The following is a 24,961-nucleotide window of genomic DNA, read 5'->3' on the forward strand; positions in this document are numbered from 1 at the left end:
CGAGCCACAAAGGCGCCTCATGGCGGCCAATCATTCGACATTCGCAGCCGATGGAATTAATGCGCCACCAAGTTGCTAGCTTGCAGGTGGCGCGTTCTGCTCGCTTGGCGTACTGCGGCTGCCCTCTCGGTATGAGGGTAGCCGCGCGTTAACCGTCCCACAGAGTGGTTAAATCCCGGTTAACCGTCGGGCCGCGCCGTCGGCCGTTGGGTGACGCGCGACGACCCGGGCATGACCTTCGCTTCGGAATTGCGCCCGCCGAGCCTCAGTCGCTCTCGATCTTCGCTGAAATCTCCTTCCAGCGATCGAGTGCGCCATTGATGAACGTCTCGAGCCAAACCTCGTCCCGCGACCAGCTGGCGATTTCCGATACTCGAGGGATCTGGCGGTCGATCTCGCCGAACAGCGACGCCGCATTGTCGAGCTGCATGACATCGCCGCCGTGATCGCCCGAGCGCATCGAAAGCAGGAACATCACCTGCTCGTAAGTGGCATAGGCCATCAACCACGCCACGCCCGACTTCCTGGCATCGATCTCGAGGTTCTGGCGATACCTGGTCCGAGATGCCCGAAGCCGCTTGATGGCGCTCTCTTCGTCTGCCGACAACGCAGCCTCCCTGTGAGGCCTGGGGGCCTCGGTCGCAGGACCATGATCCAAGTTCATGAGAGCCCCCGTTCCTCGCGAGCCCGAGGATGACCGCAGCGCCGCTTCGGGTCAACACGCTTGCATGCGCGCACAATTGGCACCTGCCGTGCCACGCGCCGTTCCCACGGCCGACACAACCTTCTCAGGGCCAAGCACAGCCCCCACACGTCCGCGAAACGCGACAACGGGCAAGGATCACTCACAAATCAAAAAATAAATGGAAGATTTTTATTTATCCGGGTACTTTATTGTCAGGTTGCGTATTGGGATGTTTGGCTTTGCTTAGGAAGTTCCGACCAGACATCGAGGGTCTGCGCGCGGTTGCGGTTCTCGGTGTCGTGATTTTCCATATCGCTCCGTTGCGCCTCCAAGGAGGCTACATCGGGGTTGATGTCTTTTATGTCATCTCCGGGTTCTTGATCACATCCATCATCAGGGACCGGATCGAGCGGCACAGCTTCTCTCTGACAGAGTTTTTCTCGCGCCGGATCAGGCGGCTTCTTCCCGCTCATCTGGCGTTGCTCATCGTCGTCATGGCGGTGACACCCATTTGGTCACTGCCGGACGAGGTCGAGAGCACCGCAATCTCGGCAGTCGCCTCATCCTTATATGTCTCGAACATATACTTCGCCTCCGTAAGCGGGTACTTCAACTCTCAACTCGAATCAAATCCACTGCTCCACACATGGTCGCTTTCGGTCGAAGAGCAGTATTATCTCGTTTTCCCATTACTGATGATGCTACTTGCCAGTTCGGCGCGCCACGTTGCAGCAGCCTGGATGGCAGTACTCGCAATACTTTCATTCGCGCTCGCTCAATGGCTCATCGGCGTCAATGAGAATGTCGCGTTCTTCATCATGCCGACGCGGTTCTGGGAGTTCTGCATCGGAGGCGTTCTGGCGTGCACGAACTGGGCGCACGCCTGGCGAGGAGGTTTGCGCGACGGAGCCGCCGCGCTCGGCCTTGCCGCGATCGTGGCGTCGTTCTTCCTTCTTCACGAAGGGACGCCGATGCCGGGCATCCACGCCCTTCCGGCAACCGTTGGAACCGGCCTGATAATCCTTGCCGGAATGAATGGCCGATCCAGGCTGTCGAGCCTTGCCCTCGAAAATCCGGCCTCGCGATTCATCGGCCGAATTTCCTACTCGGTCTACTTGTGGCACTGGCCGATCGTCGTGTTCTACGAGATGCGGGTCGCCCACACCAATCCGTTCGAAAAAGCGCTCCTGCTCCTCGCGTCTCTCGTCCTTGGAGCAGCGAGTTGGTACTGGATCGAGCGCCGGTTCCTCGCGATCCCGATCACAGGTAACCCGCTGAGATTCTTCAAGGCGACCGTTGGCGGCATCGCGTGTGTAAGCCTGGTCGCTGGCGCCCTCATCTTGAATGATGGCTTCTCGTGGCGGTTCAACAACCAGCAGCGTCGCATGATCTCTGTTGTGACGGGGGCCCACGGCGACCAGGACTCAGGCGAGGATTGCTTCCTCGAGGCAAGCAAGGAAAAGGATCCCGACGATTTCGACTACTCGGGCTGCATACATTTGAGCAAGAACTCCCAGAATGTTCTGCTGCTTGGCGACAGTCATATGGACCACTATCTTACGGGATTTGAAGAAGTTCTCGATGAGCGGCACCTATCGATCGTCAATGCCTCGCAGTGCCGTCCGCTCGTCTGGGATAAAGGCGTATCCAACTGTATCGAGCTCTACCGCCACGTAATCGATCAATACGTAAAGAAGAAGCGGTTTGACGCTATCGTCGTCGCTGCTCGCTGGCAGGAACGGGACATTCTTTCGTTGACACGCACAATCAAAGAGCTGTCGCCGCATGTCAGGCAAATCTATGTGATCGGCCCCGTGGTGGAGTATCTTCAGGATCTGCCGCGACTTCTCGCATTTGGCCGCCTCGAGGATGCCGACGATTTTCGAACATGGTCACGCTTAATGGAGAAGCGGGAGCTTGACGGGAAACTGCGGCAGGCTGTCCAGGCATTGGAAAAGGTGACCTACATCTCGGCCATCGACACGATGTGCGGCTTTCAGAATTGTCGCGTGATCACGCCCGACGGCTTCCCCATGCAGAGCGATTACGGGCATCTTTCCCGTGCCGGATCGATTGAGATGGTCGCGCGCTTCAAGGCCCAGGGACTGCTTCGCGGGCTATCGTTCGAACCGTGACCCGGGCTCGACCTGACCAGAATTCCTGGCGCACTGACCCTGCCCCGGAAGCGCCTCGGCCACGGCTTGGCCCAGTTCGCGGTCAGGTCATGTTTGGTCGGGGCTGAGCGCCCCGACACCAAGGGAGAAATCAGGCGACAGCCGAGTGGCCAGAGGCCCCGCGTAACGGGCAGTGGCGGAAGGGGTGTCCGCATGATTTTTCATTTAGTGATTTGAATTATATCAAAAATATTCTCTTAATGTAAAAGTGTACCACATTTCAAACCACAGCACGTAGAGATAGATGGATCGCGCGGGCCGGGCGACGCCCTTGAGCTTTGTCATCATCGGAGCAAATCCTGCCACTCCAGGAAAGCGGCCGTTCGCCTCGAATGTAATCAGTGACCGGATCGCGGATAAAGCGGAAGTTCCCACGTGAGAGTGTCGTCACGAAGCGCGGTTCATCCATCCGTCTCTGCTGCGCACTAGCTCCTGAAGCTGCGAGCCGCCCCGGGTAACGACCCGCCGCACCGGCTCATTTAAAGCGAGACCATGCCTGCTGGAAGCCGTCCGCGATGTCCTGCCAGGCGGTCTCGAACTGCGCGCGGCGCTGCTCCCACTTCTCGCGCTCGGTGTTGGCTACCTCGCGCATCTTCTTCTCGGCCTCGGCGCACTGCTCCTTCATCTCGTCGAGTGCGGCGGCGTATTGCCTCTGCGCGTCAAGCGATGCCTCTTTCATCTTGTGATCGAACTCCGTGATCTGGGCGTTCCACTCATCGATCTTCTGTTTCAGGCGTTCCACGTATTGGTCGCGGGTCTCCATGGAGATCTCCTTTCGTCTCGCTGCTCTGACGTGCTGCGTCGTTGCGTCCGTGCCGTAGCAGAGGTTGCCGCCGGATAGGCTTGAGTCAACTCTTGGCCGGTTTTCGCCATCCGGACTGGCACCATCAATGGCGGCTTCGAGCGGGGAGCAGTCATTCGCTGCGGGCCGCACCAAGGTCCGCTCTGCGGACCAAGCCGCCGTTCGCGAGCGTTTCGATCGGTTCGTTCGCAGGCGCCTGATCACGATCGATCTTCTTGAGGATAATCAGGCGCCGACGGCGGGCCGAACCGGTCAGCCGCCGGAGGTGTCGGCCGGCGGAGGCTGCCTGAAGGGGTTCATGTCCGGCGTGAGATCCGCACCGCCCGTGCCAGGAAGTATCTCAAACCCGAGGTCGAACTGCACCAGCATGCCCTTCAGCTCTTCCAGCACGTTCGCGTCTCCGTCGAGCGCGGCCTTTCCGGCCTCGATCTGCTCGTCCATTGACGCGGTGCCCATCATCACGTCGACCAAATCGGCGCGCGCGATCGTGATGGTGAGGTCGGCGTTCTCGGCTTGGAAGCCCGCGATGTTGGTCAGGGCTCCGTTGCTGAGCTCGACGACGAACTCTTCATCGGTGTCCGGCGTGACGAGATTGATGGTGAACTCCCGGTCGCCAGCCTTCTCGCTGTCGAGCCGGACGCCGAGGAAGTCGAGCCAGAGCGCGGTGCCCATCCCCCGAACGATATCGGGGCCGGCGGAATTCGGCGTCGCGCCGGCGGGGATGCCGTTCCGCAGCTCATAGGCCCCGGCGAGGAAGCTGTTGCGCACCGATGGGCTTTCCTGCTGGTAGCCGATCTGCTCGAACACGTCCGCGAGCAGATCCTTAGCCTCCTGGTTCGTCGGCTCGGCGTAGACGAGCTTATTGAGGATCTCCTGCGCCAGCTTGTACTCGCCGGCCTCGTAGAGCTCACGCCCCTTTGCGATGATCGGCTCGGCTCCCCCCATCATCTCGACGTAGAGCGGTGCCGAGTCGTCCGGCGACAACGGGATGAGCGTCGCCGGATTGGCGTCCCAGTAGCCGAGGTAGCGGTTTACGACGGCGCGGCTGTTATGCTCGACCGAGCCGTGGTAACTGCGCGCGGCCCACTGGTGCTGCAGGCTCTCGGGAACCTTATAGACGTTGTGGATCTCGTTGATCGTGACTCCTTGGTTGGCCAAGTGCAGCACCCCGTTGTTGAGATGTCCGTAGGTGTCGCGCTGTGCACGCATCACCTCCTGGATGCGTTCGTTGCCGAAGCGGGGCCAGGTATGTGCGGAGAACATGACCTCGGCCTCCTGCCCGAAGCGGTACAGCGCCACGTTGATCTGCTTCGACCATTCCAGCGCGTCGCGGACGAGGGCGCCGCGCAGCGTGTAGATGTTGTGGATGGTGCCGGTGATGTTCTCCGCCGCCCAGAACGCCTTGAGGTCCGGGAAGTAGGTGTTCATTTCCGCCGGGGCCTCGGTGCCGGGCGTGTTCTGAAAGATCATCCTGACGCCGTCGACCGTCATCTCCTCAAAGTCGTCCTTGATGATGACGGTTGGAGCGATGAGACCGAGATTGCCGGCGGCAGTGTTCTTGCCGATCGACTGGTCGACATGGCCGAAGGGGCTGCGCGGCAGCAGGACCCCGTACTGCATGAACATGCGCCGGTTCATCGCGTTGCCGGCATAGATGTTCTCGGATACCGCGTGGTCCATGAAGCCGACGGGCGCGATGACGGGCACGTCGCCGCTGGAGACATCGGCTTCGTCCACGACGCCGCGGACGCCGCCGAAGTGGTCGGCATGGCTGTGCGAATAGACCACGGCGACGACTGGAAACTCGCCGAGCTGCTCGTTGACGAGTTGGAGCGCGGCAGCGGCGGTTTCCTTGGCGGTCAGAGGGTCGAAGACAATCCAACCCGTATCGCCCTTGACAAATGTGATGTTCGCTAGGTCGAAGCCGCGCACCTGATAGATCTTGCCGGGCAGCACCTCGTAGAGCCCGTACGCCATGTTGAGCACGGCCTGGCGTTGGAGAGACGGATGGATGCTGTCGAAGTCCTGGCCCTGCAACAGCCAGTCGTAGCTCGCCATGTCCCAGGCGACGTTCCCCGCCTCGGCCATGATCTGCCTGTAGTCGGGCGCCGCGATGAAGCCACGCTGCGCTTCCTCGAAGTCGCGTTCGTCCTCGAAGGGAAGGCTGCCGCGAAGCTGCTCGATGATCTTGACCGTTTGGGGCGAGGGCATCTTGCCTTTCGGGTCGAAATGCGACCCAGCCTCTTGGGAAACCGCCGGCGAATGTGCAAGGGCCAAGGCCGCGCCTGTCAAGATGGCCAAGGTGTTCAATAATCTCATGATCGGTCTCCACGTTGCTTGCCGCCAACGGCAGCACCGCAGGGTAGCTTCGAATCCCTTGGACGCGATGATCTAGATCATCCTTGAGGACTCACGCGGCGCCGGAGTGAACGACTGCCTTGGACTCGGAGCAGTCGTTCGCTGCACGGATAACGAAGGGCGGCTCAGCGGACGAAGTTACCACTCGCCGCAATCTGAAGGGGCGCTACATGTTCGTGGGCGGCACAAAGGTGCCATATCTAAGCAGCAAGTAGATAGCGATGATCGCCAATCCCACGGGAAGGATGAAATTCTGAACCCACACATAGAAATGCCCAAAGGACGATAGGGTAGCAAATTTGGTGCCGGCAGCTTCGAGACGAACCGCATAAAGTTCTACGTTTGTCTCGAAGTTCTGTGTCTGCCGTCAGCGCCTATGGGCCAAATTGACGTGATTGGGTAAGGGAGGGTTTCTGGCTCATCGTAACCACCATGGAGTGGAGATGAGACAGAAATCCGGGACACCGAAGGCGACGGCTGAACAGGTCGTGAAGGACATCCGTGAAAGCGTAGCGGCGAAATCCGACATGCTGGTCCAGATCTACATGGGGCTTCAGAAGGCCGGCGTCGAGATTCCTTTTCCCCAGAGGGACATCCACCTTCGCGCGTCCGATCCCGCCCCCGCGAAAGCAGAGGCAAAGGCGGAGGCCCCGTCGGAAACAAGCAATGGAAGGAAGTGCGAAGGCTGACTCCGATGAATGCACCACAGCGGGTACAGCGGGCTCGGATGTGCCGCCGCAGTGATGATGCTGCTATAGTCCTGCACCCCATCGGAAGAGCAGTGCGAAGCCGATGGTGTCAAAGTTCGTGCCTGTCCGGCTATAGACACCTGTGCTTCCATGTAGTTTGATCGACGTAAAGTGGATGAGATCCAGCGACAGGCTGAAGCCAAGGCGCACGTTTCCGCTTCATCGCCGACGCTTCCCTTGCCCAGAGGCGACTGGGCCAGGACATCCCGGCTCCCCCAACGATCGTTTTTTAACAGCATTTGCCCACTGCCGCCTATCGCCGCCTCAACGTTAAACACGCCCATACCGGATGCTACCGCCACGTCAGTTGGGTCGGCGCTGAGAGCAAGTCTGGAGCGACTTTCTTCTCATTGGGCAATGATTTGGTCTGATTGAAATTTCTGTCGGCTTAAATCACAAAGGACACGTAGATGATGAGTGTGAGTAATACGGGGTAGACTATACGTGATACTTTCTGGAAGCTTTGGCAACGCGCGGCGCCAAGATATTGCCTTAAAGAGATCACCGCGATGGTCTGTGCGAGGCTGCAGAATACGAGAAGCGTAGATAGCAGGATGAAGCGGTCCATACGCGTGAAGTAGGGCACTCTTGGTAATAGATTGGCAGTTGCGAAGAGATAGGCGACAAGCGTCAGAAAAGCTGTGGCAGCGATGCCAATCCTGGCTCCTGTTTCTGAACTGGGGATCCAGAGCGGCGCCCATGACATTGCAACGATGAGGCAGAGCGGGACGATCAGTTTGAACACGTAATATTGGGGCGTTCGCTGAGTGAATATCTCCATTATAAATCCAGCCGTTCCCGCCTCACCCTTGAAAGCAAGGAATTCGCGTGGCTCGACCTTCCAGTCCAGCACCTCGAAATCGGGTAACGAAAAGGTTTCGCTGATCGCGGATTGACGCCCATGCGCTTCTACGAGAGCCACGAGGGCCACCTCGGTTCGCAGTAATCCTGCGGCAACCACATGGATCTGGAGTGTCTGACGATCGAACGGGAAATCTCGCAGGTCAAGGGGCTGGGAGAACCAGGCCCAGACCTTCTGCCGCATGGTCACTGTGCCATCCGGCTCCACCTCCGCATAGGGTGGGAAAGCGGACCATCCCTGCTGCTGATTGACGATCGCAAGACGAGGTGTCCAAACGGAGGTGGCAGGCATGATTTTCGGCCCGGGGCCCGAATGCTTCAGACTGTGGTCAGTCCACCTGGCAACAAGGAAAACACTCGCCGAGAAGCGCTGGTTCGCGGAGTCGATCGCGTCAACGTCGATCACGTAAGTCCTCAGCTGGACTTCGGTGGGTTCGCCCCAGGTGGTCGGGCGTTCGATGGTCGTGTGATCCGCGGCGGGCGTCGGCTCTTCGGAAATGGGGGCCGTGCCGGGGGTCTGTGCAGGCACCGATAATATTGGACAGCAAACTGCCGCGAGCATCAGGAAGGCAATGTAAAGAACTCCCGGGTGTCGATTACGAGTGCGGCTCATCATGTGCCCCGAGGCCATCGTTCTTATTCCCTCGCGTCTTCGTCTGGGTTGAGAATGCGGGGAAAAGGAACGCTAGTGGCACGACCCAATCCGGTCGGATTGGAGCGCGCCGCGGCTTGGGAGCCCGGTGCATTGAAGATGCGCGTGCCAAGCGCTCGCGCTGTCAACGCAAGGGATGGGCAGCTCATTTTGGGAACACCAGCGTCACATTGACCGTGAATCCGAGACCCTCGGCGCTCGCGGGCGTGTCGGCAGCCCACCAGCGCAGGCGGCCCTGGATCTGCACCGGCTGCTCGCCGATCTTCACGAGCTTCGCGACCCCGAAATTGATCGGCCCGGCCAGGTGTTCGCCACTCTGTGCATCCCAGTTGTAATTGAGCTCGGAATTGACCGAGAACGACCATGCCGACTGCGTCGTGTAGACGATGAAGGGCTGCATGTAGGTGTTGTTGAGGTCGGGCACGTTGTCCCTGGTCTCGGCGACGCCCCAGACATGGTTGACGAGGGCGCCATAGGTCCAGGGACCCTCCTGAAAAAGCGCCACGCCCGTGGGCCCGAGCCCGAACGTTCCAAGGCCCAGCAGCCGGTCGGTCGATGTCGGGATCTGCGCCGCGGGGCCGACGCCCCAGACCAGATTGCCCATCGGCGTCTTCACGGGTTTCTGCGGCGAGAAGAACAGGCTCTGCAAACTGTCGCTGAGGCCGAACTGCGAGCCGGAGTTTCCCGCGACATCGTCCTGGTAGATGATCGGCACGATCGTCCGGCTGATCATGTTCCAGTCATCGCCCAGCGTGATGGGAATGACCGGCTGGATGTTCGTCGTGCTGCGCCATCCATCGTCCGGCCCGACATTGAAGTCGAAGTTGCTCTGGATCGGAACGCTGATCAGGTTGGCGATCGGGTTCTGAAGTTGCTTGGCAAGGTCCGCGTCGGCCCATGCCGCGTCGGCCGTGGAAAGAAAAAGGACCACCGCCAGGCATCCACTTGTCGCTCTCGTTGTCATTGCGCTCCCTCCTCCATCCCGATCGCCATGCGGCACTCAGTCCGGGAAGATCCGCGACCAGTCGTCCTTCATGCTTATCAGGTGCCAGCCCTTCTCGGGCGCGGCATCAAGCGCCTTGTCGAGGTGCCCGAAATGGGACTTCCGGTCATAGGCAACCTCCCGCTCGGCGTCGTCGTGGTGAACAATCATGCCGAGGCGGCGCCCGGCGCCCGCGGTGGTCCATTCCAGCATCTGGAAATCGCCGTCCGAGTTGCCAAAGGCCGCGATCGGCTGCTTGCCGATGAACTTCTGGATGCCGACGGGTTTACCGGGGCCGTCGTCAATGAAATCGATCTCCATCTGCCGCACGATCCTCGGCGTACCCTCGACGACGTCGTATTTCGTCTTGATCGACGACCCGACGACGTTCTCGGGCGGGATGCCATAGGTCTTCTCGGTCCAGGGCCGCATGAACTCGACGCCGCCGCCCGAGACGATGAAGACCTTGAAGTCGTTCGCCTTGAGATAGTCGATGAGTTCGAGCATCGGCGCGTAGATCATCTCGGTATACGGCTTGCCGCTCACCGGATGCTTGGCCGTCGCGATCCAGTCGGCTGCGATCTGCGTGAAAGCCTCGCTCGGCATGCCGCCATGGGTCGCGGCAATAATCTGGAGAAGCCCCTTCTGCCCGACGGCGGCGAGCGCTTTCATATCGCCCGACAGGACCGACTTGTAGGGCTCGGCCTCCTTCCACTCCGGATGAGCCGGCGCCATTTCCTTGACGCGGTCGAGTGCGAAGGCGAGCTGCACATACATCGGCTGTTCGCTCCAAAGCGTGCCGTCATTGTCGAAGGTCGCGATGCGATCATCGGGTGGCACGTAGTCCGCGCCGCCCTCCGAAGTCACGGCCGAAACGAAGTCGACGATCGCAGCCTTGGTCTCACCATTGTTCCACGATGGCAGAGGATCCTCGGCGGCCAGGGCAAGGCCCGCTTGCGCAACCACTGCCAGAACGGCAAGTGACGGTGCACGGATGCCCAGTCTGAATGCTCGCATGATGGGTCCTTTCCAAAGTCGCGAAATCCTACGCCGCACCCGATCCACACGCGGACGGCGCCCGACTCCACGAGCGCCGTCGGGTTGTGCCTGCGCTCAGTTCCCCATCGCCTCGTGGTAGGCATGGAAGGCCTCGAGCCGGCATGCCTCCATCTCACCACCTTTGAGGCCCTGATCGCCGCAGTTGTCGACGGCGTCATCAAGTGCCTTTTTTGCTGCGGCAACCTCCGCAGAGTCGTTCGTGTCGTCGAAATCAAGGTGAAGAGTCCGCTCGGTATGGTTCTGAGCGGCATCAACCGAACTTTGCATCGCCAGCACATGCATCTCGCACATGCTTCGTTGCGACTGGCTCGAATAATCATCGCTGTTCCGACATGCGTCGAGCGCGGCATTCACCGCCGCGTCGTCCGCATGGGCAAAACCTGCCCCGACAACCCCTGCCAAGAAGGCGCCGATCACGAGCGTCATCTTTTTCGACATGTTCGTCTCCATAACAGAATGAGTGTCGTTCCGTTGGCTGCCACGAACGTCCTCGCCTCCTGAGAACTTCCGTGGTCATTCGCGATGAAGCCGGGCCCGTGGGCGGGCCCGGCCGAGTTGTGTGTGGCTCAGTTCCCCGCCCGATTGGCCATGGCCCGCTCGACCTGCGCCTTCACGGCAGAGAGATTGAAGCTCGCTGCGCGCTGCATCGGCGGGAAGTCCCCGAAGGTCTGCGCAAGCTGGGCGACCTGTTGTTGCACGAAGACGAAGCGCCAGAACTCGAAGGCCCACCATTCGCCCGCGAAGAGCGAGTCGCCGACGTTCATCTTCTCGAACGGGTCGAGGCGCAGATTGTAGATGCCCGGCCAGTCGAGATGCACCTTGGGCCCGAACCAGCCGTCCGGCTGCTCTATGAACACGTATTTGTAGTCTCCGACCCTCGCGGAGGCGAGCTCCGTCTCGGTGAAGTACCAGAGTTCTTCGCGTGCCGAGGCACCGCCCTTGGTCAGCATGTCAAGCTGATTGTAGCCGTCGAGATGCACCTTGTACTCCGTTCCGGCCAGGGACTTGCCCGCCTTCAGCTCCTCGGCGACGTCGCCGTCATAGCCGGCGGCCGCAACGAAGGTAGGGAAGAAGTCGAGGCCAGACATGACGCCGTTGATGATCTGCCCGCGTTCCATTCGGTCCGGCCAGCGCATGATCATCGGCACGCGGAACCCGCCCTCGGTGCCCATGCCTTTCCAGCCCTTGAACGGGGTTGTGCCGCCGTCGGGCCAGGTGAACCCCTCCGCGCCGTTGTCCGTGGTCACGACGACGATCGTATTGTCGGCGATCCCCTTCTCGTCGAGATAGGCCATCACGCTGCCGATGATGTCGTCGAACTGCGCCATGCCGGCCTCGTAGACCGACCAGCCATTCTCGGACGTGCGCATGGCTTCATACTTTTCGCTTAGATGGGTGAAGACATGCATGCGGGTCGGGTTCAGCCAGACGAAGAACGGCTTGCCGTCGGCCTGCGCCTTGTCCATGAAGCTCGTGGCGTGTTCGAGAATGACGTCGTCCACCGTCTCCATGTTCAGTTCGACACCGTCGACCGGGTGCGGCGGCAGTGGTCCCTTGTCCTCGATCCTCTGCTTGCCCACCTTGCCCCAGCGCGGATCAACAGTGAGGTCCTCCTCTTCGGTGGCCCAGCTGTGCAGCACGTTGCGGGGGCCAACCTTGTCCAGAAGGTCCTTGGGATAGTTCGGTTTCCACGGATCCTCCATCGCGTCGAGGTGATAGAGATAGCCGAAGAACTCGTCGAAACCATGCACCGTCGGCAGGTACTCGTTGCGGTCGCCGAGGTGGTTCTTGCCGAACTGCCCGGTCGCATAACCGAGTTCCTTGAGCGCTGTCGCGATCGTGGGGGCCTCCGCCGGCATGCCGACGGTGGCGCCGGCCTGGCCCACGGTGGTGAGGCCGGTGCGTATCGGCAGCTGGCCGGTGACGAAGTTGGCACGGCCAGCCGTGCAGCTCGCTTCGGCATAGTAGTCGGTGAATAGCGCGCCCTCGGCCGCAAGCTTATCTATGTTGGGCGTTCGCCCCGCCATCAAGCCGCGATGATAAGCCCCGATGTTCCACATCCCGATGTCGTCTCCCATGATGAAGACGATGTTTGGTGGGGATGTTTCCTGTGCGACCGCAATCGTCGCGCCAAGCGACACGGCGGCAGCTAAAAATGCTGTTCTGATTGGTAGCATGATGATGATTCTTCCCTTGCTGTTCCGGGATCGGGCCATCCAGGCGTTGAACGAGGCATCTCGACACAGTCGGCTCGCATTCCGGTGCCGAAGCGACGGTGGCCTAAAAGAGCAACCCATTGAGGCTCACGATGGGTATGTTACCGGCTCGGCTAGACAGATGTTATTGGACCGAGGGCCTACATTGAGACGGATGCGTTCTTTTGTCCGGTGCTTGCCGTCTGGAGCACTTCTGGCTGCGTTTCTCGCGTTTCCGGGGGGCGGGTTGCACGCCGATACGACCACGCTGCGGTTTCTTGTCATTTACGAGCATCACAGTTCGCTCATTGCGAACATCGAAATCGCCGGGGGGATCGAGCAGAGGCTGGCCGAGGCCTTGCCGACGGAACGCGAGATCTACAGCGTCTATCTCGACAACGCGCGGTTCCCCAAAAACCCGAAGTCGGCACGCTTCATGGGCATGCTGGAAGAAAACTTCTCAAGCATGACCTTCGACGTCGTTATGGCCGTCGGTCCCGCTGCCCTCTCCTTCGCGCTGGAGCACCAGGATAGTCTGGCGCCGGGCGCCCCGATCCTGTTCACCACGGTTGCCTGGGACCCGATGATCAAAGCGGATCTGCCGCCCCATGTGGGCGGCCTCTTCAGGGCCTATGACATGGCCAATCTGATGGAGTTCGCGATGAAACTGCAGCCCGAGGCACGCCAGATCGTGGTGATGTCCGGCTCTGCCGAGTTCGACCGCAATCTGGCCAGCTGGGCGCGAAAAACACTCGGGAGCCAGTTCGCTGGCCTTCCGGTGTCCTTTGTCTCGGATCTGCCGCTGGCCGGCTACGTGGAGGCGGCGCGCGGCTACGACCGCAATACCATCCTTCTGATCCTGACAATCCTCAGAGACGCCACGGGAAGGAAAATGCTCCCCAGCGACGCCGCGGGGGCAATCGCGGCCTCTTCCGGTGCGCCGACCTATGGGTTCTACAGCACCTTTCTGCGATCCGGCGTCATGGGTGGCCACATCACGACCTTTGCGGATATCGGATGGATCCTGGCCGACAGAGCCCTTTCCGCGATAAGTGACGGGGGTAGCGGCAAGCTGCCGATCACCGAGGCGCCGGGTGCCGATGTAGTGAACTGGCCTCAGCTCGCCCGCTTTGGCATCGACAGGGACCTTGTCCCGTCGGACACGGAGCGCCTCTTCTACGTTGCCCCCGCATGGCGGAGATACGAGCTCGAAATTGCATTGGCCACGGTGGTTCTGTTGCTCCAGACGGCGACCATTGCCGCCTTGATCGTGCAGATGCGACGGCGGAGGAACGCGGCCAGACAGCTCGAAGCGGATCGACTGGCACTTGCTTACTCGGCGCGCGCATCCCAGCTCGGCCAGCTTTCCGGTGCCATTGCCCACGAGCTGAATCAACCTCTGGCAGCCATCATGTCGAACGCCGAGGCCGGCTCGCGCATACTCGACTCGGAGACGCCAGACCTCGCCGAGGTCTCTGAAATCCTCTCCGATATTGCCAAGGATGATCGGCGCGCCGCAGAGATCATTGTCCAGCTCCGGCGCATGATGAAGGAAGGCGAGGTGGAGTTCGGGCAGATCGACCTGAACGCGGTCATCTCCGACACGCTAAAACTGTCGCACAGTGAGTTGATCGCACGGCGAACGGACGTCGATTTCAGGCGCAGCAAGGAACAAATCACGGTTCTGGGCAACTTCACGCAACTTCAGCAGGTCGTCCTCAACCTGTTGCTGAATGCGGCCGACGCGATGAGGGAACTGCCACCCGAGCAGCGCCAAGTCCTTGTCGAGAGCCGAGTTCTCGCCGACGGCACGCGTCAGGTGGTGGTCTCCGACGAAGGGCCAGGAGTTACAAAAGAGGCCGCGGTCGATGCCTTCAGGCCATTCGTCTCCTCGAAGCAAGATGGCCTCGGACTCGGGCTGTCGATTTGTCGCTCGATCGCGAAGGCCCATGGCGGTACGCTTGCGTTTGAACACGATTTGAAGACTGGTGCACGCATCATCCTCGCCCTGCCCGAACCGTAAGGAAACCCATGTCCGAAGCGCCGCCGACGGTGCATGTCGTGGATGACGATCCCGCTATCCGAAAGAGCCTTTTCCGGCTGCTATCCTCGGCGGGATACAGCTGTTCCTGCCACGAAAGTGCCGAAGCCTTCTTCAAGGAGTACACGCCGGGTGGGTCGGGGTGCGTGCTGATTGATCTCGATCTTCCGGGCGTCGATGGCTTTGCCGTCCAAGAATCTCTTTCATCTTCAGGGACTGGCCTGCCTGTTTTATTCCTGACGGGTACCGGCAACATCCCGGCGAGCGTGCGCGCGATGAAGGCTGGAGCCGTCGATTTCCTGACCAAACCGGCGGACGCGTCGGCCCTTCTATCAGCTGTCGAGAAAGCTCTAGCGTTTGATGATGCCACTCGCGCGGTCAAATCAACATGCGTCGATCTCGTGGAGCGCCTCGAAACGCTTACGCCGCGTGAACGACAGGTGCTCGACCTCGTCGTGATCGGGCGGCAGAACAAGCAGATCGCGGCAGAGCTCGGCACGGCGGAAAAGACGATAAAGGTTCACCGCTCTCGCATGATGCGGAAGATGCGTATGCCGTCCCTCGCAGAACTGGTCCGCGCGATGGTTGGGCTCGACGTTGAAAGCAAGAAAAGCTGACCCAGGGATAGGCCCAAAGGCCAATTTCCATCCGCCTGCGGTAGGCCTATACGATCAGAATGGACTATGATCGAATTTTGGTCGCGATCGTCGATGACGATGCAGGCGTGCTACGCGCGCTCGGACGGCTGGTCCGCTCACTTGGATACGAAGCAGTTACATATGGCTCGGGCGAAGCTTTGCTTGCCGCCGTCGATACGACGCCTCCGGCGTTTGCCATTTTGGACCAGCATATGCCCGGATTGACGGGAGTGGAGACTCTGAAGAAGCTTGCCACGTTGACCCCTGCGGTCTCAGTCGCAGTGATCACTGGACTGGACGAGCCAGGTCTACGAGAGACCTGCCTCGCGGCTGGTGCTGTGGCCTATATTTTGAAGCCCGTGTCACAGTCGGATATTGAGGCCCTGATCGAGAAGACAACGCAAACTACTGATTGAATTTTTGTCGGCATACCGATGCACAGACTTCGAATTCTCAAGGTTAAATGTCCGCCATAAATTTTTGTTAGATGTTCCTATCTCCGCACCAGACTACGATCGGTCCTCGAAATTTCGGGAGGCCACCCATCTCAGCCATGCCAGATTTCCAAGGCCGCGATACGAGGGATCTCCGCTACCGGTATGTAGAGCTGAGCTTCGTCCAAGCCTCAGCGAACGTCTGCTTCCCGCCCACGAATGTCATCAAGGGTACCGCGGCGAATGACCGTTCAGGGCTCGAAGCGGCCATTCGCTGCACGGATAACGAAAGGCCACTCGGCGGACGAAGCCGACATTGAGCGGTCGGCAGCTTCCGGCCCAAAGCCGTCATTCGTGCTCGACGCTGCTAATGTCCGCTTCGAACCCAACCGAGACTACTAGCTCAACCGCCTTCGTCACTGAACACGCGTTCCTCGAGCGAATGGCCCTTCCCCCTGGTCAGGATGCCTTCGCCTGCGCGACCTCCCATGTATTTTGGGCCCTTGCCGCCTTCGCTCTCATGGCCATCGGCCGCGTCGGCGTGGTCGTCGTCTGCGGTGTGATCATGCTCGTCACCACTATCATGGCCGCCGGTCGCCCCGTCTCGGCCGCCCATGTATTTCGGTCCTTTGCCTTTTCCTTCCGAGGCGTCGTGCTGGTCGCCGATCTCATGGCCAGTCCCGTGGCTCGTGTCATGCGTGCCCGTCACGAGGTGACCGCCACCGGCGCCGGCCTTACCGCCGCCACCTCCGCTGCCGCCAGAATGGGTCTGCGCCGAAAGATCGAGTGGTGCCGCGCCAATTAGTGTTACGAGCGCGGTGCCCGCGAGGAGCTTGGCGAGCGCGCGTCGCGTCGTCCGAGATCTGAAGATCATGGTCATCTCCCTCGCCCCAAGTCTTCGAAAAAAGGGGCGCGAAGCGGCTTCGCTCGCGCCCCCACTTCTAGCAATGATCGCCTCAGTTCGCGGCCAGTTGGTCGACCGGCACCGCGTATTCATGGATGTACTCGATCACCAGCCGCGCATCTTCGGCTGCCGCCGTGAAGGCTTCGAGAGAGCCGCTCGCCGTCAGGTCTACATTGTCGAAAACGACCTCATAGATATTCACCTCCGTCGGTAGCCAGCTTCCGTCGGTCTGCTGGATCAGGACGGTCGTGGTGACGCCCGTGAAGGTGTCGGAACGATCATAGCTGAAGTCGGCATACTCGATGTCGGAATAGGTGACATCGCCCACGGTCGTCGTCTGGATGCCGAGGAAGGCATCGATGTAGGCGATCTCATCGGCCGTGAAGACACCGGTCTTGTCGGTCGCGGCCGCGAGGAACGCGGGGGCGGCCTCGAGGTCCTCGACCGTCAACTGGCCATCGACCATGAAGTCGAACTCGGTTCCCGCCAAGGTCTCGGGCGTCAGGCCAGGGATGCTCCCGGTCGTCATCAACGCCACGTAGATCGCGAGGTTCTCGAGCGGCGAGTCGATCGTCTTCGTCGTCTCGACGCCGTCAACGACTGAGGTCACGAGGAGCCGGCCGGCCGGATCAAGCGCGAGCGCCGTTGCACCCGAGAGCAGGGCGATGACCTCATCGGCCCGACGGTCGAGCACCTTGGTCGGCGCGCGGCCGACGTTGAGGCGGCCAAGTTCGACTTCGACGGTCAGGGTCTCGTCGACCGGGTGTCCTTCCTCGTCGAGCGGGATCGGGTTGCCGTCGGCGTCGAGCGGCTGGACGAAGCCCTCAGGGGTAAGGATCGGCACGCCATCCTCGTCGCGCAGGATGACCCAGAGGTCGCCGAATACGTCACCGCGCTTCGAACCGGCGGTCTCGGGCTTCGCACCAGCGCCCGCCTTGCCACCCTTCTCACCCGCCCAGTCTGGTCGATCGGAATCCTCGTCCGCCGCGCCCGTGATGTCGCGGAAGATGCCGCCAAGCCCACCGCTCCGGCCATGGGCCGCGTCCGAACCGCCCTGGCCGTGCCCACCGCCGGCGCCCTGGCCGCGCTGCTGGCCACTGCCCGAGCCCTGGCCGGCCGCCGACGCCGTGTCCAGCGGAAGTGCAATCATGAGTGCGCCGGCCGTGACGCTTGCCAGAAGCGCAGCAGTTACTCGGGTAGGATTACGGAATGTCATCGGTTCTTGTCTCCCACAAGGAAAAGGCGCCTACCGGCCACGAGCCGAAACTGCCTTCCGGTCGGACGCCCCGCTAAGTCACCGAAACCATCCGACTTGCCGGTCCATGTGTCCTTGATCGGAGTCAAAATGCTGGAAATCTCTGTGGAACTTCTGGCGATGCTTCTCAGAACCTGTAGGAGAGCCCAACACTGAACTGGTTTTCCGACGGCTCGAACCGTTCGGTCCCCGCGCCGTAATCCACTGTGAACGAGTCGTAGCTCGTATGGGTGTAATCGAGGTTCACATGCAGCTTGTCCGTAACGGGGAACTCGATCCCTCCGCCCACGCGAATGCCAGTGTCGGAGCGACTGCGCGAGGCAGATGCACCCCCGAAACTGTAATCCGCGTCGAACCAGCTGTTCACCACGCCACCCTTGGCGTAGACGAGGATCGCATCGTTGACGATGTAGCCGCCCTTGAGCATCGCCCCGACCAATCCCTTCTTCTCGGCCGAGAAAAGCCGCCCGTTCGGATCGCGATCGATGTTCCAGTTCGAGGTCGAGAGTTCGCCTTCGATCTCGGCACCAACGTAGAACTCGTCGAACGCGTGGCCATAGCCGGCGAAGATACCGCCGTTGACGCCTCCGCTGCCCTGGGTCGTCTCGCGCAGGGTCGTGACGCCCATGCCCGACGTCCGCTCGCCCGACGTGTCGGTCAGGAGGGTGCCATGCCCGACGCGGGCGCCGACATAGAAGCCGGTGAAGTCGGCGGGCTGCGGCGCCGGCGCGTCATGCTCGCCCAAGCTGTAGACGAGCCCGACCCGCGCGATCGACTCCATGTTGGCGAGGTTGTCTTCCGTCGCGGTCAGCCCGTAGTCGTAGTCGCCATATGAGGTAAGGAGGTATTCCATGCGGCCCGAGAAGCCGTTGCCGATCAGGAACTCGGCGCCGATACCACCCCGAAGGCCAAGGCGGCGCTCGGTGTCGCTCACTTCGATCAACCCGTTCCCGTAGCTGGTCTCGAAACTCGTGCCGACCGCGCCGGCGCGACCATAGAGAAGCACATCGTTGCGGGTGCGGAATCCAACGATTGCGCTGCCGCCGATGCTGTCTTTGCGGCGAACCGAAAAGTCCCGGTTGGAGGAATGCGCCCATTCGGCGTCGCCGTAGTCCCCGTCGAGCTCGACGCCGAGGAGGATGTTCCCGACATCGGCACGGTAGCCGATGAAAGGGCCGCCAAGCACGCCTGCTCCCGCGAAGTCAGCCGCAAGCGCCCCCGTTCCTCCTCCGCCGCGTTGGCCGTCGAGCGCTGTCGTCAGGGTCCCGTGCCCGAACTGCACGCCACCGTAGAAGCCCCCGTCGGTGCCCGAGGCGAAGCCCTCGTTCACCGCGTAGGCCGCGTCGAGTGTGGCACCAAGGCTCAGCATGAAGGTGTGCTCGTCATAGTCCTGGCCTGCGACATCCGAGCTTCGCTGGGCGAAGCTGTAGTCGCCGCCAAGAAACACGTTGGGCGTGAGGTAGTAGCGCAGCCCGCCACCGATTTCCGTCACGTAGTCGGTCCGCGAGCTCTCGCGGTAGTCGTTCTTGGTGAGAAAGGCATAACCCACCACCGAGAGATCAGGCGCCACGCGGTGCGAGACATCGAGGCCGGCCGCGGTGCTCACATAGCCTGACGAGCCGGCGAGCGTGGTTTCCTCGATCGTGCGATCGACAAGGCCGGTGACGGTCGTGCGGGGCCCCGGTCGCCAGGTCACCTTGCCACCGAAGTCGGGGACGGTTGTCGCAGAGAAGGCCGGGTCCTCGTAGTTCTGCGAGAGCACGCCAACAAGCACCTCGCCGCGCACGGGCCCGAGATCGCCGGAGACGCCGACCGCGGCCTGAATGCCATCGGAGTCACGCTCGTATCCCTGGTCGTCAACGGCCTGCTTATAATGTCGCATGTCGTACAGGCCTTGGACGAAGAGGGCGCGATCGTTTCCGATATCGTAGGCGACGCGCCCGCCGAACTCGCCCATCAGGCGGTCGCGGTCGTTGTTGTCGATGAATCCGGGCGGGCTTGCCGAGGGGACATTGCCGAAGTCGAGCCGGCGCATGTTTGCGCCGACCCGGATGCCGACGCGTCCCTCGTCGTGAGAGACACCCACGAAAGCACTTCCCTCGGTATAGGGGGTAGGCCTGGTGCCGTTCTCGTCGTCGGGCGACGTCCGGGGCTCATGCTCCCAAGCGTAATCTGCCCCGCCGAAAATGAAGGTCTCCGCGCCAAGGTTCACGCGACCCTCGCCCCCGACGAGGAAGTCCTCGTAGTTCTCGCCCGTCTCGCGTGCATGAAGTCCGATGTCGCCCGACGCCGAGAGCCGAACGCGCGCCGTCTCATTGCCGCCATTGATCGTGACGAAGGGCTGGATCACCGTGATGAAGTCGCCCTGCTTGTCGTTCTCGGTTGCGAAGATGTTGTCATTGTACATCTCGCCGACCGTCACGCCGGCGTCGATGTCCCATGATGCGCCCGCATCCTCCGCATCCTGCGCCATCGCGGCCGCGCCGACACCGGCGAGTGCCGCGGCGATCCCGACTGGGATCCGCCGTCCTCTCTTGCCCTTCACGCTGCCCCTCGCTCGTTCGCGGCAATTCCCCGAAACACTATTCCATATCGGCGCCCTTTAAGTTGACTTATGACAAGGTCAGTCCGTGAAAAGTCCATTCTATGTTGCTGAGATGACGGATTTCGCGCCGCTTATGGCGAAGGCGCGCACCTGGCGACGGATTCCCGACCGCAGCAGCCAGGGATTGGCTCGCCTGGAATTGGCTCTAAACGGAGACGCGTTAGCGCAGGCAAGATGACCTGCCGCTCCCAAGACGGCTCGGTCTCAACCTAGTGGATGCCGGTCGGCTCTGACGGCCGGGAGAAAGGAGACCCCCATGTCACGCTTTATCACCGCGGCCGCGATCACCGCGGCGCTCCTTGCTGGCCCGGCAGCTGCAGCCGAACCGGAGCAAGGCGCGCGTCTCGGCATAACGCTCGACGAGATCTCCGCCGCGCTGGCCGCCGACGGATACGCGCTCACTGCGTTTGAGCGCAGCGATAGGTCGATCGAACTCACCATCATCAGGGAAGCCCGGAGGATCGAGGCTTTCGTCGATCCTTCGACCGGCGAGGTTACGCGGGTCGAAACGCGAGGCCGCGGCGGTCCCTGGCCTCTTCCGGGCGTCGATGACGCCGACCTCCGAGCGCGGCTCTCGGCAGAGGGCTATGAGATCGTGAAGTACGAACGCGAGCGTGGCGAGATCGAGGTAAAGGCGATGCGCGACGGCCGTCGCTGGGAGCTCGAGATCGACCCGCGCGATGGCCGCACCTTGAAGGTAGAGGAGGACGAATGATGCCCGACACTGTGTCTTCCAACGAGACCCTTCGGCCTTGGGACCCGGTCGTCCGGCTCACGCATTGGGGGATTGCGGCCGCTGTTCTCCTCAACGGCCTCGTTACCGAGGATGGCGGCCGGGTCCATGTCTGGGTCGGTTATGCAGCCTTCGCGCTTCTGGCGCTGCGGCTGATCTGGGGCCTCGTTGGCACGAAGAGGGCGCGCTTCGCATCCTTTCCGCCGAGCCTCTCGACCGCACGTGCCCATTTGGGCGACCTGCTCGCCGGGCGCTACCGCGACTACCCCTCGCACAATCCGCTCGGCTCGCTGATGGCCTACGCACTCTGGGGTCTTCTTGCCGTGGTGACTCTGACCGGCATCGGCATGGCGGGCTCGCCGTTCGAAGAGCGTCCCGCCACCAGGCAGGAGTCGGTTGCATCGCATGATCGCGACGACGAGCGTGAGCGGGAGGAGGAAGACGAGGTCCTCGAGGAAGTCCACGAGGTCGCCGCGAACCTTATTCTTGTCCTTGCCGCCCTTCACGTTGCGGGCGTCGGACTCGAGAGCCGGCTTGCGGGCCGCAACCTCGTGCGCCCGATGCTGGGCGGCCGTTCGAGCGGAAAGGAAGGCTGAACGGGCTTGGGCTGATGGCCGGTGGGGCAGTCCCCTTGGTTCTGGATATGCATCAGCGCGGTAGGGCCTTGCAGGCATCCGTGATTATGCCGGCCGAGCCGATGGGAATACCTGTCCGCAAAGCGGACTTTGGTGACCGGCGCAGCGAATGACCGCTCGCCGCCCGAAGCCGCCACTGCCGTAGCCAATCCGAATGGCAGAACCCGGTCCATTGCTGTCGCTCGGCCGAGCCATAACGTATTACTGCTCGCGTGCCCAAGTGGCCTCTGCAGCCTTCATTCGAACGAAGACACCCGTTTGCGGACCTTTCAAACGCTGGATGATGCCTGTGGTCTACACCTTCTACGTGCAGTAGATGCAAATCGCGCACGGTTTGCGATACAGTTTGGCGGAGGACATGCCCAGCTTCGAAGGGTCACATCATGCACCCCGATCTTGAGGTTAGTCACCGCGTTCTTCGTACATCCTATCGCCGTTATATCGACGCCGACCGCGCCTTTCAGCGTGCGCTCGAAATGGCCCTCGCCTGGTTTCCGGGCGCTGACACTCATGGCGTCCTCATGATTGGCGACCCGGGCTCGCGTCTCAGATCGCTCTATGAGAACCGCGATCGAGCACTGGCCCGCCTTCAGCTTGCGAGAGCCACCTTCAAGCAACGGCAAGCCGGTCTCGCTCGAAAGACGGTGATCACAGCATCAACCTGGACGATCAACTAGATCATTCATGCGGACGTGCGGGCCAATGCTGGACGCTCTCATCCGCGCTCCGAGGGCCAATCCGCGCGCGCGGCGTCTTGGCTTGCTAACTCCGATCCACTGTTTGGGATGCCAGCGCCTGCGTCCATCGAAGGCTTGGGTTTGAATTGTATTGGCCGACACGCGCACGAAGCGCTAGACGCCAAAGCATGGTGCAGCTCTTGATCGTTTATCACTCGAGAACTGGCGGCAGCCGGCAGATGGCCGAGGCCGCAGCCGGGGCAGCTCAGACGGAAATCGAGACCTTCCTGCGGACGGCGGGTGGGGCCGGACCCCACGACTTGCTGCATGCGGATGGCTACATTTTCTGCGCACCGGAGAACCTTGCCGCGATTTCTGGCGTGATGAAGGATTTCTTCGATCGATGCTATTATCCAGTTCTCGGCCGCATCGAGGGGCGCCCCTACGCCCAGATGGTCTGCGCTGGCTCGGACGGAGAAAATGCAGCACGACAGATCGCGCGCATAGCGAGAGGGTGGCGTCTGAAGGAAGTTCAACCGCCCCTGATCGTCTGCACCCACGCCCAGACACCTGAGGAAATTCTCGCGGAAAAGACCATCCCGGAGGAACAGCTCGCCCGCTGTCGCGAGTTGGGAGCCGCCATGGGGGCCGGGTTGAGCATGGGGGTGTTTTGACTGGGCCGCGATCGGCGCGGCTCTTCAAACTCACGCCTCGTGACATGGAAAATCTTGGAGAAGCTGGTGTCGGAATAGCCATTCTTCGAGGCAGATTTCCGGCGGGGTCGCGTCGCGGATAGCCCCTGAAGTTTCATGCTCTGCCTTTTGCACTAGGTGATCCGGTGAGTGGAACCTGATGAGGGACATGTCGACATGAGCCTCTCGAGACGCACTCTTCTTGCCGGTGGCGTCGCCGCGGCCGCGACGTTGAGCCTGTTCAGGCGCGGCCAGGCCACCGATCCGTCTGCAGAGGCCACACGGGCCATCCCGATGACTGGCGAGCGCATCCCCGTGATCGGCCTTGGCAGCTGGATCACTTTCAACGTGGGCAGGGACCCGGTGCTGCTCGAGCGTTGCGCTCAAGTCATCGAGGCTTTCGCGGAGGAAGGCGGCGGGATGATCGACTCGTCGCCCATGTATGGCTCGTCCCAGGATACCATTGGACACGGTCTGACGAGGCTACGTGATCCATCGGTCGTATTCTCCGCCGAGAAAGTCTGGACCTCCTCACCTAGGCAAGGCCCAAATCAGATCGCCGAGACTGGAGACAAGTGGGGTATCGACAAGTTCGATCTCCTCCAGGTTCACAACCTGCAGGGCTGGAGGGGTAATCTCGAAACCCTCTATGCAATGAAGGCCGAGGGTCGCCTTCGGTATGTCGGGGTCACGACCTCCCATGGGCGCAGACACGAACTGCTCGAGCAGATCATGCGGGAGGAGCCGATCGATTTCGTGCAGCTCACCTACAATGTACAGGACCGGGAGGCCGAGGCGCGGCTCCTGCCGCTGGCTCAGGAGCGCGGCATTGGGGTGATCGTCAACAGGCCCTACCGCCGCGGTGCATTGGTGCGGCGTTTTCAAGGGGCGCCGCTGCCAGCCTGGACCGAGGAAATCGGAGCGCAGACCTGGCCGCAGTTGCTGCTCAAGTTCATCATATCGCACCCGGCCGTAACTGTTGTCATTCCCGCCACGCGGCAGATGGCCCATCTCCGTGAAAACAAGGCCGCGGCGCGCGGACCGCTCCCCGATGACGCACTCAGGAGGCGGATGGCAGCGGATATCGCAGATCTCTGATGACCGACTGGCTCAGCTATTCGCCGGGCGACTTCCTGATGTTCGGCCCCGATGTCTATTGGCGCCTCTTCGCTCTCCAGAACCTCTCGCTTTGGCCCCTACCTGTGTTTGCCGCTGGTACCGGCGTCACGATGCTCGGCGCGCTCGCAACCCCGGGGCGTTGGAAGCTGCGCGTGATCTGGCTGGCGCTTGCATTGGCCTGGTTGGGGTCGGCGCATTTCATCGCGGCGCGCTACGTCCCGATCAACTGGCCCATGAAATACGCGGTCTGGGGGTTTGGGGTCGAGAGCGCTCTGATAGTGGCGGCGGTGCTGACCGGAGCGCTCTTGGCGCGAGATTCGAGGTCTGGCATCTCTCGGACGTTGGGCATCGGACTCATCGCTTATGCCGTGCTCCTGCATCCTTTGATTGGTCTCGGATTTAGGCGGGCTTTTGACCAGGCAGAGATTATTGGCCTCGCACCAGACCCCACCGCGCTCGCCAGCCTCGGCCTTCTTCTGCTAATCCGACGCAGCCCATTGCGTGCGGCACTATCGATCGTGCCCGTCGCTTGGTGCGTGACGAGCGCAACCACGTTGCTGCTCCTCGGCGAGGCGCAGGGCTGGCTCCTGCTCGCCGCGCTCGGAATTTGGACCATTGGGTATGCGGCAGACTGGAGGCGCAGCGGCGTAAACCGCCTCTAAAGGCGTCAGCGTACTGTCAAAATGCACTTCAAGGAACAAGGCCGACTTG

The 24,961-nt window shown here is 61.5% G+C and carries 22 protein-coding genes; 11 read left to right on the forward strand and 11 right to left on the reverse strand.

All coding sequences use genetic code 11. The features are described 5' to 3' along the window. Window positions 1–265 precede the first annotated feature (265 nt). Complete coding sequence (locus tag H0I76_RS04635; protein WP_200607574.1) at window positions 266–607, reverse strand: hypothetical protein; 342 nt, start codon at window positions 605–607, stop codon at window positions 266–268. An 86-nt stretch (window positions 608–693) separates the two neighbouring features. Here H0I76_RS04635 and H0I76_RS04640 point away from each other — a divergent pair, with 86 nt between their 5' ends. After that, window positions 694–2,820, forward strand: a complete 2,127-nt coding sequence (locus tag H0I76_RS04640; protein WP_200607576.1) for an acyltransferase family protein — start codon at window positions 694–696, stop codon at window positions 2,818–2,820. 514 nt (window positions 2,821–3,334) lie between these two features. Here H0I76_RS04640 and H0I76_RS04645 read toward each other — a convergent pair. Both H0I76_RS04645 and H0I76_RS04650 read right to left on the reverse strand, forming a co-directional pair. After that, a complete protein-coding gene (locus H0I76_RS04645; RefSeq protein WP_200607578.1) occupies window positions 3,335–3,622 on the reverse strand; it encodes a sll1863 family stress response protein in 288 nt (95 codons plus the stop codon). A gap of 291 nt (window positions 3,623–3,913) precedes the next feature. Next, window positions 3,914–5,980: an alkyl/aryl-sulfatase gene (locus tag H0I76_RS04650; RefSeq protein WP_200607580.1), complete on the reverse strand. Its 2,067-nt coding sequence runs from the start codon at window positions 5,978–5,980 to the stop codon at window positions 3,914–3,916. Window positions 5,981–6,462: 482 nt separating this feature from the next. On the opposite strand from H0I76_RS04650, the gene H0I76_RS04655 reads away from it, so the two are divergent. Continuing rightward, window positions 6,463–6,708 carry a hypothetical protein gene (locus H0I76_RS04655; protein ID WP_200607582.1) on the forward strand — a complete coding sequence of 82 codons (246 nt, stop codon included), beginning with the start codon at window positions 6,463–6,465 and terminating at the stop codon, window positions 6,706–6,708. Window positions 6,709–7,156: 448 nt separating this feature from the next. Here the strand turns inward: H0I76_RS04655 and H0I76_RS04660 are convergent, their stop codons facing one another. The 5 genes from H0I76_RS04660 to H0I76_RS04680 all read right to left on the reverse strand — a co-directional run bounded on the left by H0I76_RS04660 (window position 7,157) and on the right by H0I76_RS04680 (window position 12,499). After that, on the reverse strand, window positions 7,157–8,242 hold the full coding sequence (locus H0I76_RS04660; protein WP_200607584.1) for a ligand-gated ion channel: 1,086 nt from the start codon (window positions 8,240–8,242) through the stop codon (window positions 7,157–7,159). A gap of 184 nt (window positions 8,243–8,426) precedes the next feature. Beyond that, window positions 8,427–9,245, reverse strand: coding sequence for a transporter (locus H0I76_RS04665; protein ID WP_234455074.1), 819 nt, complete (start codon window positions 9,243–9,245; stop codon window positions 8,427–8,429). A gap of 36 nt (window positions 9,246–9,281) precedes the next feature. Further along, a complete protein-coding gene (locus tag H0I76_RS04670) occupies window positions 9,282–10,280 on the reverse strand; it encodes an HAD family hydrolase (protein WP_200607586.1) in 999 nt (332 codons plus the stop codon). Between the two features lie 96 nt (window positions 10,281–10,376). Next, the gene (locus H0I76_RS04675; protein WP_200607588.1) at window positions 10,377–10,760 is read right to left on the reverse strand and encodes a hypothetical protein; all 384 of its coding nucleotides are present in this window, start codon (window positions 10,758–10,760) and stop codon (window positions 10,377–10,379) included. Between the two features lie 128 nt (window positions 10,761–10,888). Next, on the reverse strand, window positions 10,889–12,499 hold the full coding sequence (locus tag H0I76_RS04680) for an arylsulfatase (protein WP_200607590.1): 1,611 nt from the start codon (window positions 12,497–12,499) through the stop codon (window positions 10,889–10,891). Between the two features lie 265 nt (window positions 12,500–12,764). Here H0I76_RS04680 and H0I76_RS04685 point away from each other — a divergent pair, with 265 nt between their 5' ends. Genes H0I76_RS04685 through H0I76_RS04695 form a run of 3 tightly spaced genes read left to right on the forward strand, consistent with a single transcriptional unit; the run spans window position 12,765 to window position 15,612 of the window. Further along, on the forward strand, window positions 12,765–14,540 hold the full coding sequence (locus H0I76_RS04685; RefSeq protein WP_200607592.1) for an ATP-binding protein: 1,776 nt from the start codon (window positions 12,765–12,767) through the stop codon (window positions 14,538–14,540). A gap of 8 nt (window positions 14,541–14,548) precedes the next feature. After that, window positions 14,549–15,175, forward strand: coding sequence for a response regulator transcription factor (locus H0I76_RS04690; protein ID WP_200607594.1), 627 nt, complete (start codon window positions 14,549–14,551; stop codon window positions 15,173–15,175). 59 nt (window positions 15,176–15,234) lie between these two features. After that, the gene (locus H0I76_RS04695; protein ID WP_200607596.1) at window positions 15,235–15,612 is read left to right on the forward strand and encodes a response regulator; all 378 of its coding nucleotides are present in this window, start codon (window positions 15,235–15,237) and stop codon (window positions 15,610–15,612) included. A gap of 421 nt (window positions 15,613–16,033) precedes the next feature. Here H0I76_RS04695 and H0I76_RS04700 read toward each other — a convergent pair whose 3' ends face one another. From H0I76_RS04700 to H0I76_RS04710, 3 genes are all read right to left on the reverse strand, one after another. Beyond that, window positions 16,034–16,510, reverse strand: a complete 477-nt coding sequence (locus H0I76_RS04700; protein ID WP_200607598.1) for a hypothetical protein — start codon at window positions 16,508–16,510, stop codon at window positions 16,034–16,036. A gap of 76 nt (window positions 16,511–16,586) precedes the next feature. Next, window positions 16,587–17,684 (reverse strand): hypothetical protein, encoded by a 1,098-nt coding sequence (locus H0I76_RS04705; RefSeq protein ID WP_200607600.1) that lies wholly within the window; start codon window positions 17,682–17,684, stop codon window positions 16,587–16,589. Window positions 17,685–17,916: 232 nt separating this feature from the next. Next, a complete protein-coding gene (locus H0I76_RS04710) occupies window positions 17,917–20,334 on the reverse strand; it encodes an outer membrane beta-barrel protein (protein ID WP_200607602.1) in 2,418 nt (805 codons plus the stop codon). A gap of 316 nt (window positions 20,335–20,650) precedes the next feature. Here H0I76_RS04710 and H0I76_RS04715 point away from each other — a divergent pair, with 316 nt between their 5' ends. The 6 genes from H0I76_RS04715 to H0I76_RS04735 all read left to right on the forward strand — a co-directional run bounded on the left by H0I76_RS04715 (window position 20,651) and on the right by H0I76_RS04735 (window position 24,912). Continuing rightward, entirely contained in the window at window positions 20,651–21,109 is a 459-nt protein-coding gene (locus H0I76_RS04715; RefSeq protein WP_200607604.1) for a PepSY domain-containing protein, read from the forward strand. Continuing rightward, window positions 21,109–21,723 (forward strand): cytochrome b/b6 domain-containing protein, encoded by a 615-nt coding sequence (locus tag H0I76_RS04720; protein ID WP_234455075.1) that lies wholly within the window; start codon window positions 21,109–21,111, stop codon window positions 21,721–21,723. Before H0I76_RS04715 ends, H0I76_RS04720 begins: the two co-directional genes overlap by 1 nt. 422 nt (window positions 21,724–22,145) lie before the next feature. Continuing rightward, on the forward strand, window positions 22,146–22,439 hold the full coding sequence (locus H0I76_RS19365) for a hypothetical protein (RefSeq protein WP_234455076.1): 294 nt from the start codon (window positions 22,146–22,148) through the stop codon (window positions 22,437–22,439). A gap of 188 nt (window positions 22,440–22,627) precedes the next feature. Then, window positions 22,628–23,113, forward strand: a complete 486-nt coding sequence (locus tag H0I76_RS04725) for a flavodoxin family protein (RefSeq protein WP_200607608.1) — start codon at window positions 22,628–22,630, stop codon at window positions 23,111–23,113. 195 nt (window positions 23,114–23,308) lie between these two features. Further along, a complete protein-coding gene (locus H0I76_RS04730; protein WP_200607610.1) occupies window positions 23,309–24,229 on the forward strand; it encodes an aldo/keto reductase in 921 nt (306 codons plus the stop codon). Then, the gene (locus tag H0I76_RS04735) at window positions 24,229–24,912 is read left to right on the forward strand and encodes a DUF6064 family protein (RefSeq protein ID WP_200607612.1); all 684 of its coding nucleotides are present in this window, start codon (window positions 24,229–24,231) and stop codon (window positions 24,910–24,912) included. Before H0I76_RS04730 ends, H0I76_RS04735 begins: the two co-directional genes overlap by 1 nt. The last annotated feature ends 49 nt before the right edge of the window (window positions 24,913–24,961 follow it).

The sequence above is a fragment of the Thermohalobaculum xanthum genome, from assembly GCF_016623495.1.
Classification (GTDB): domain Bacteria; phylum Pseudomonadota; class Alphaproteobacteria; order Rhodobacterales; family Rhodobacteraceae; genus Thermohalobaculum; species Thermohalobaculum xanthum.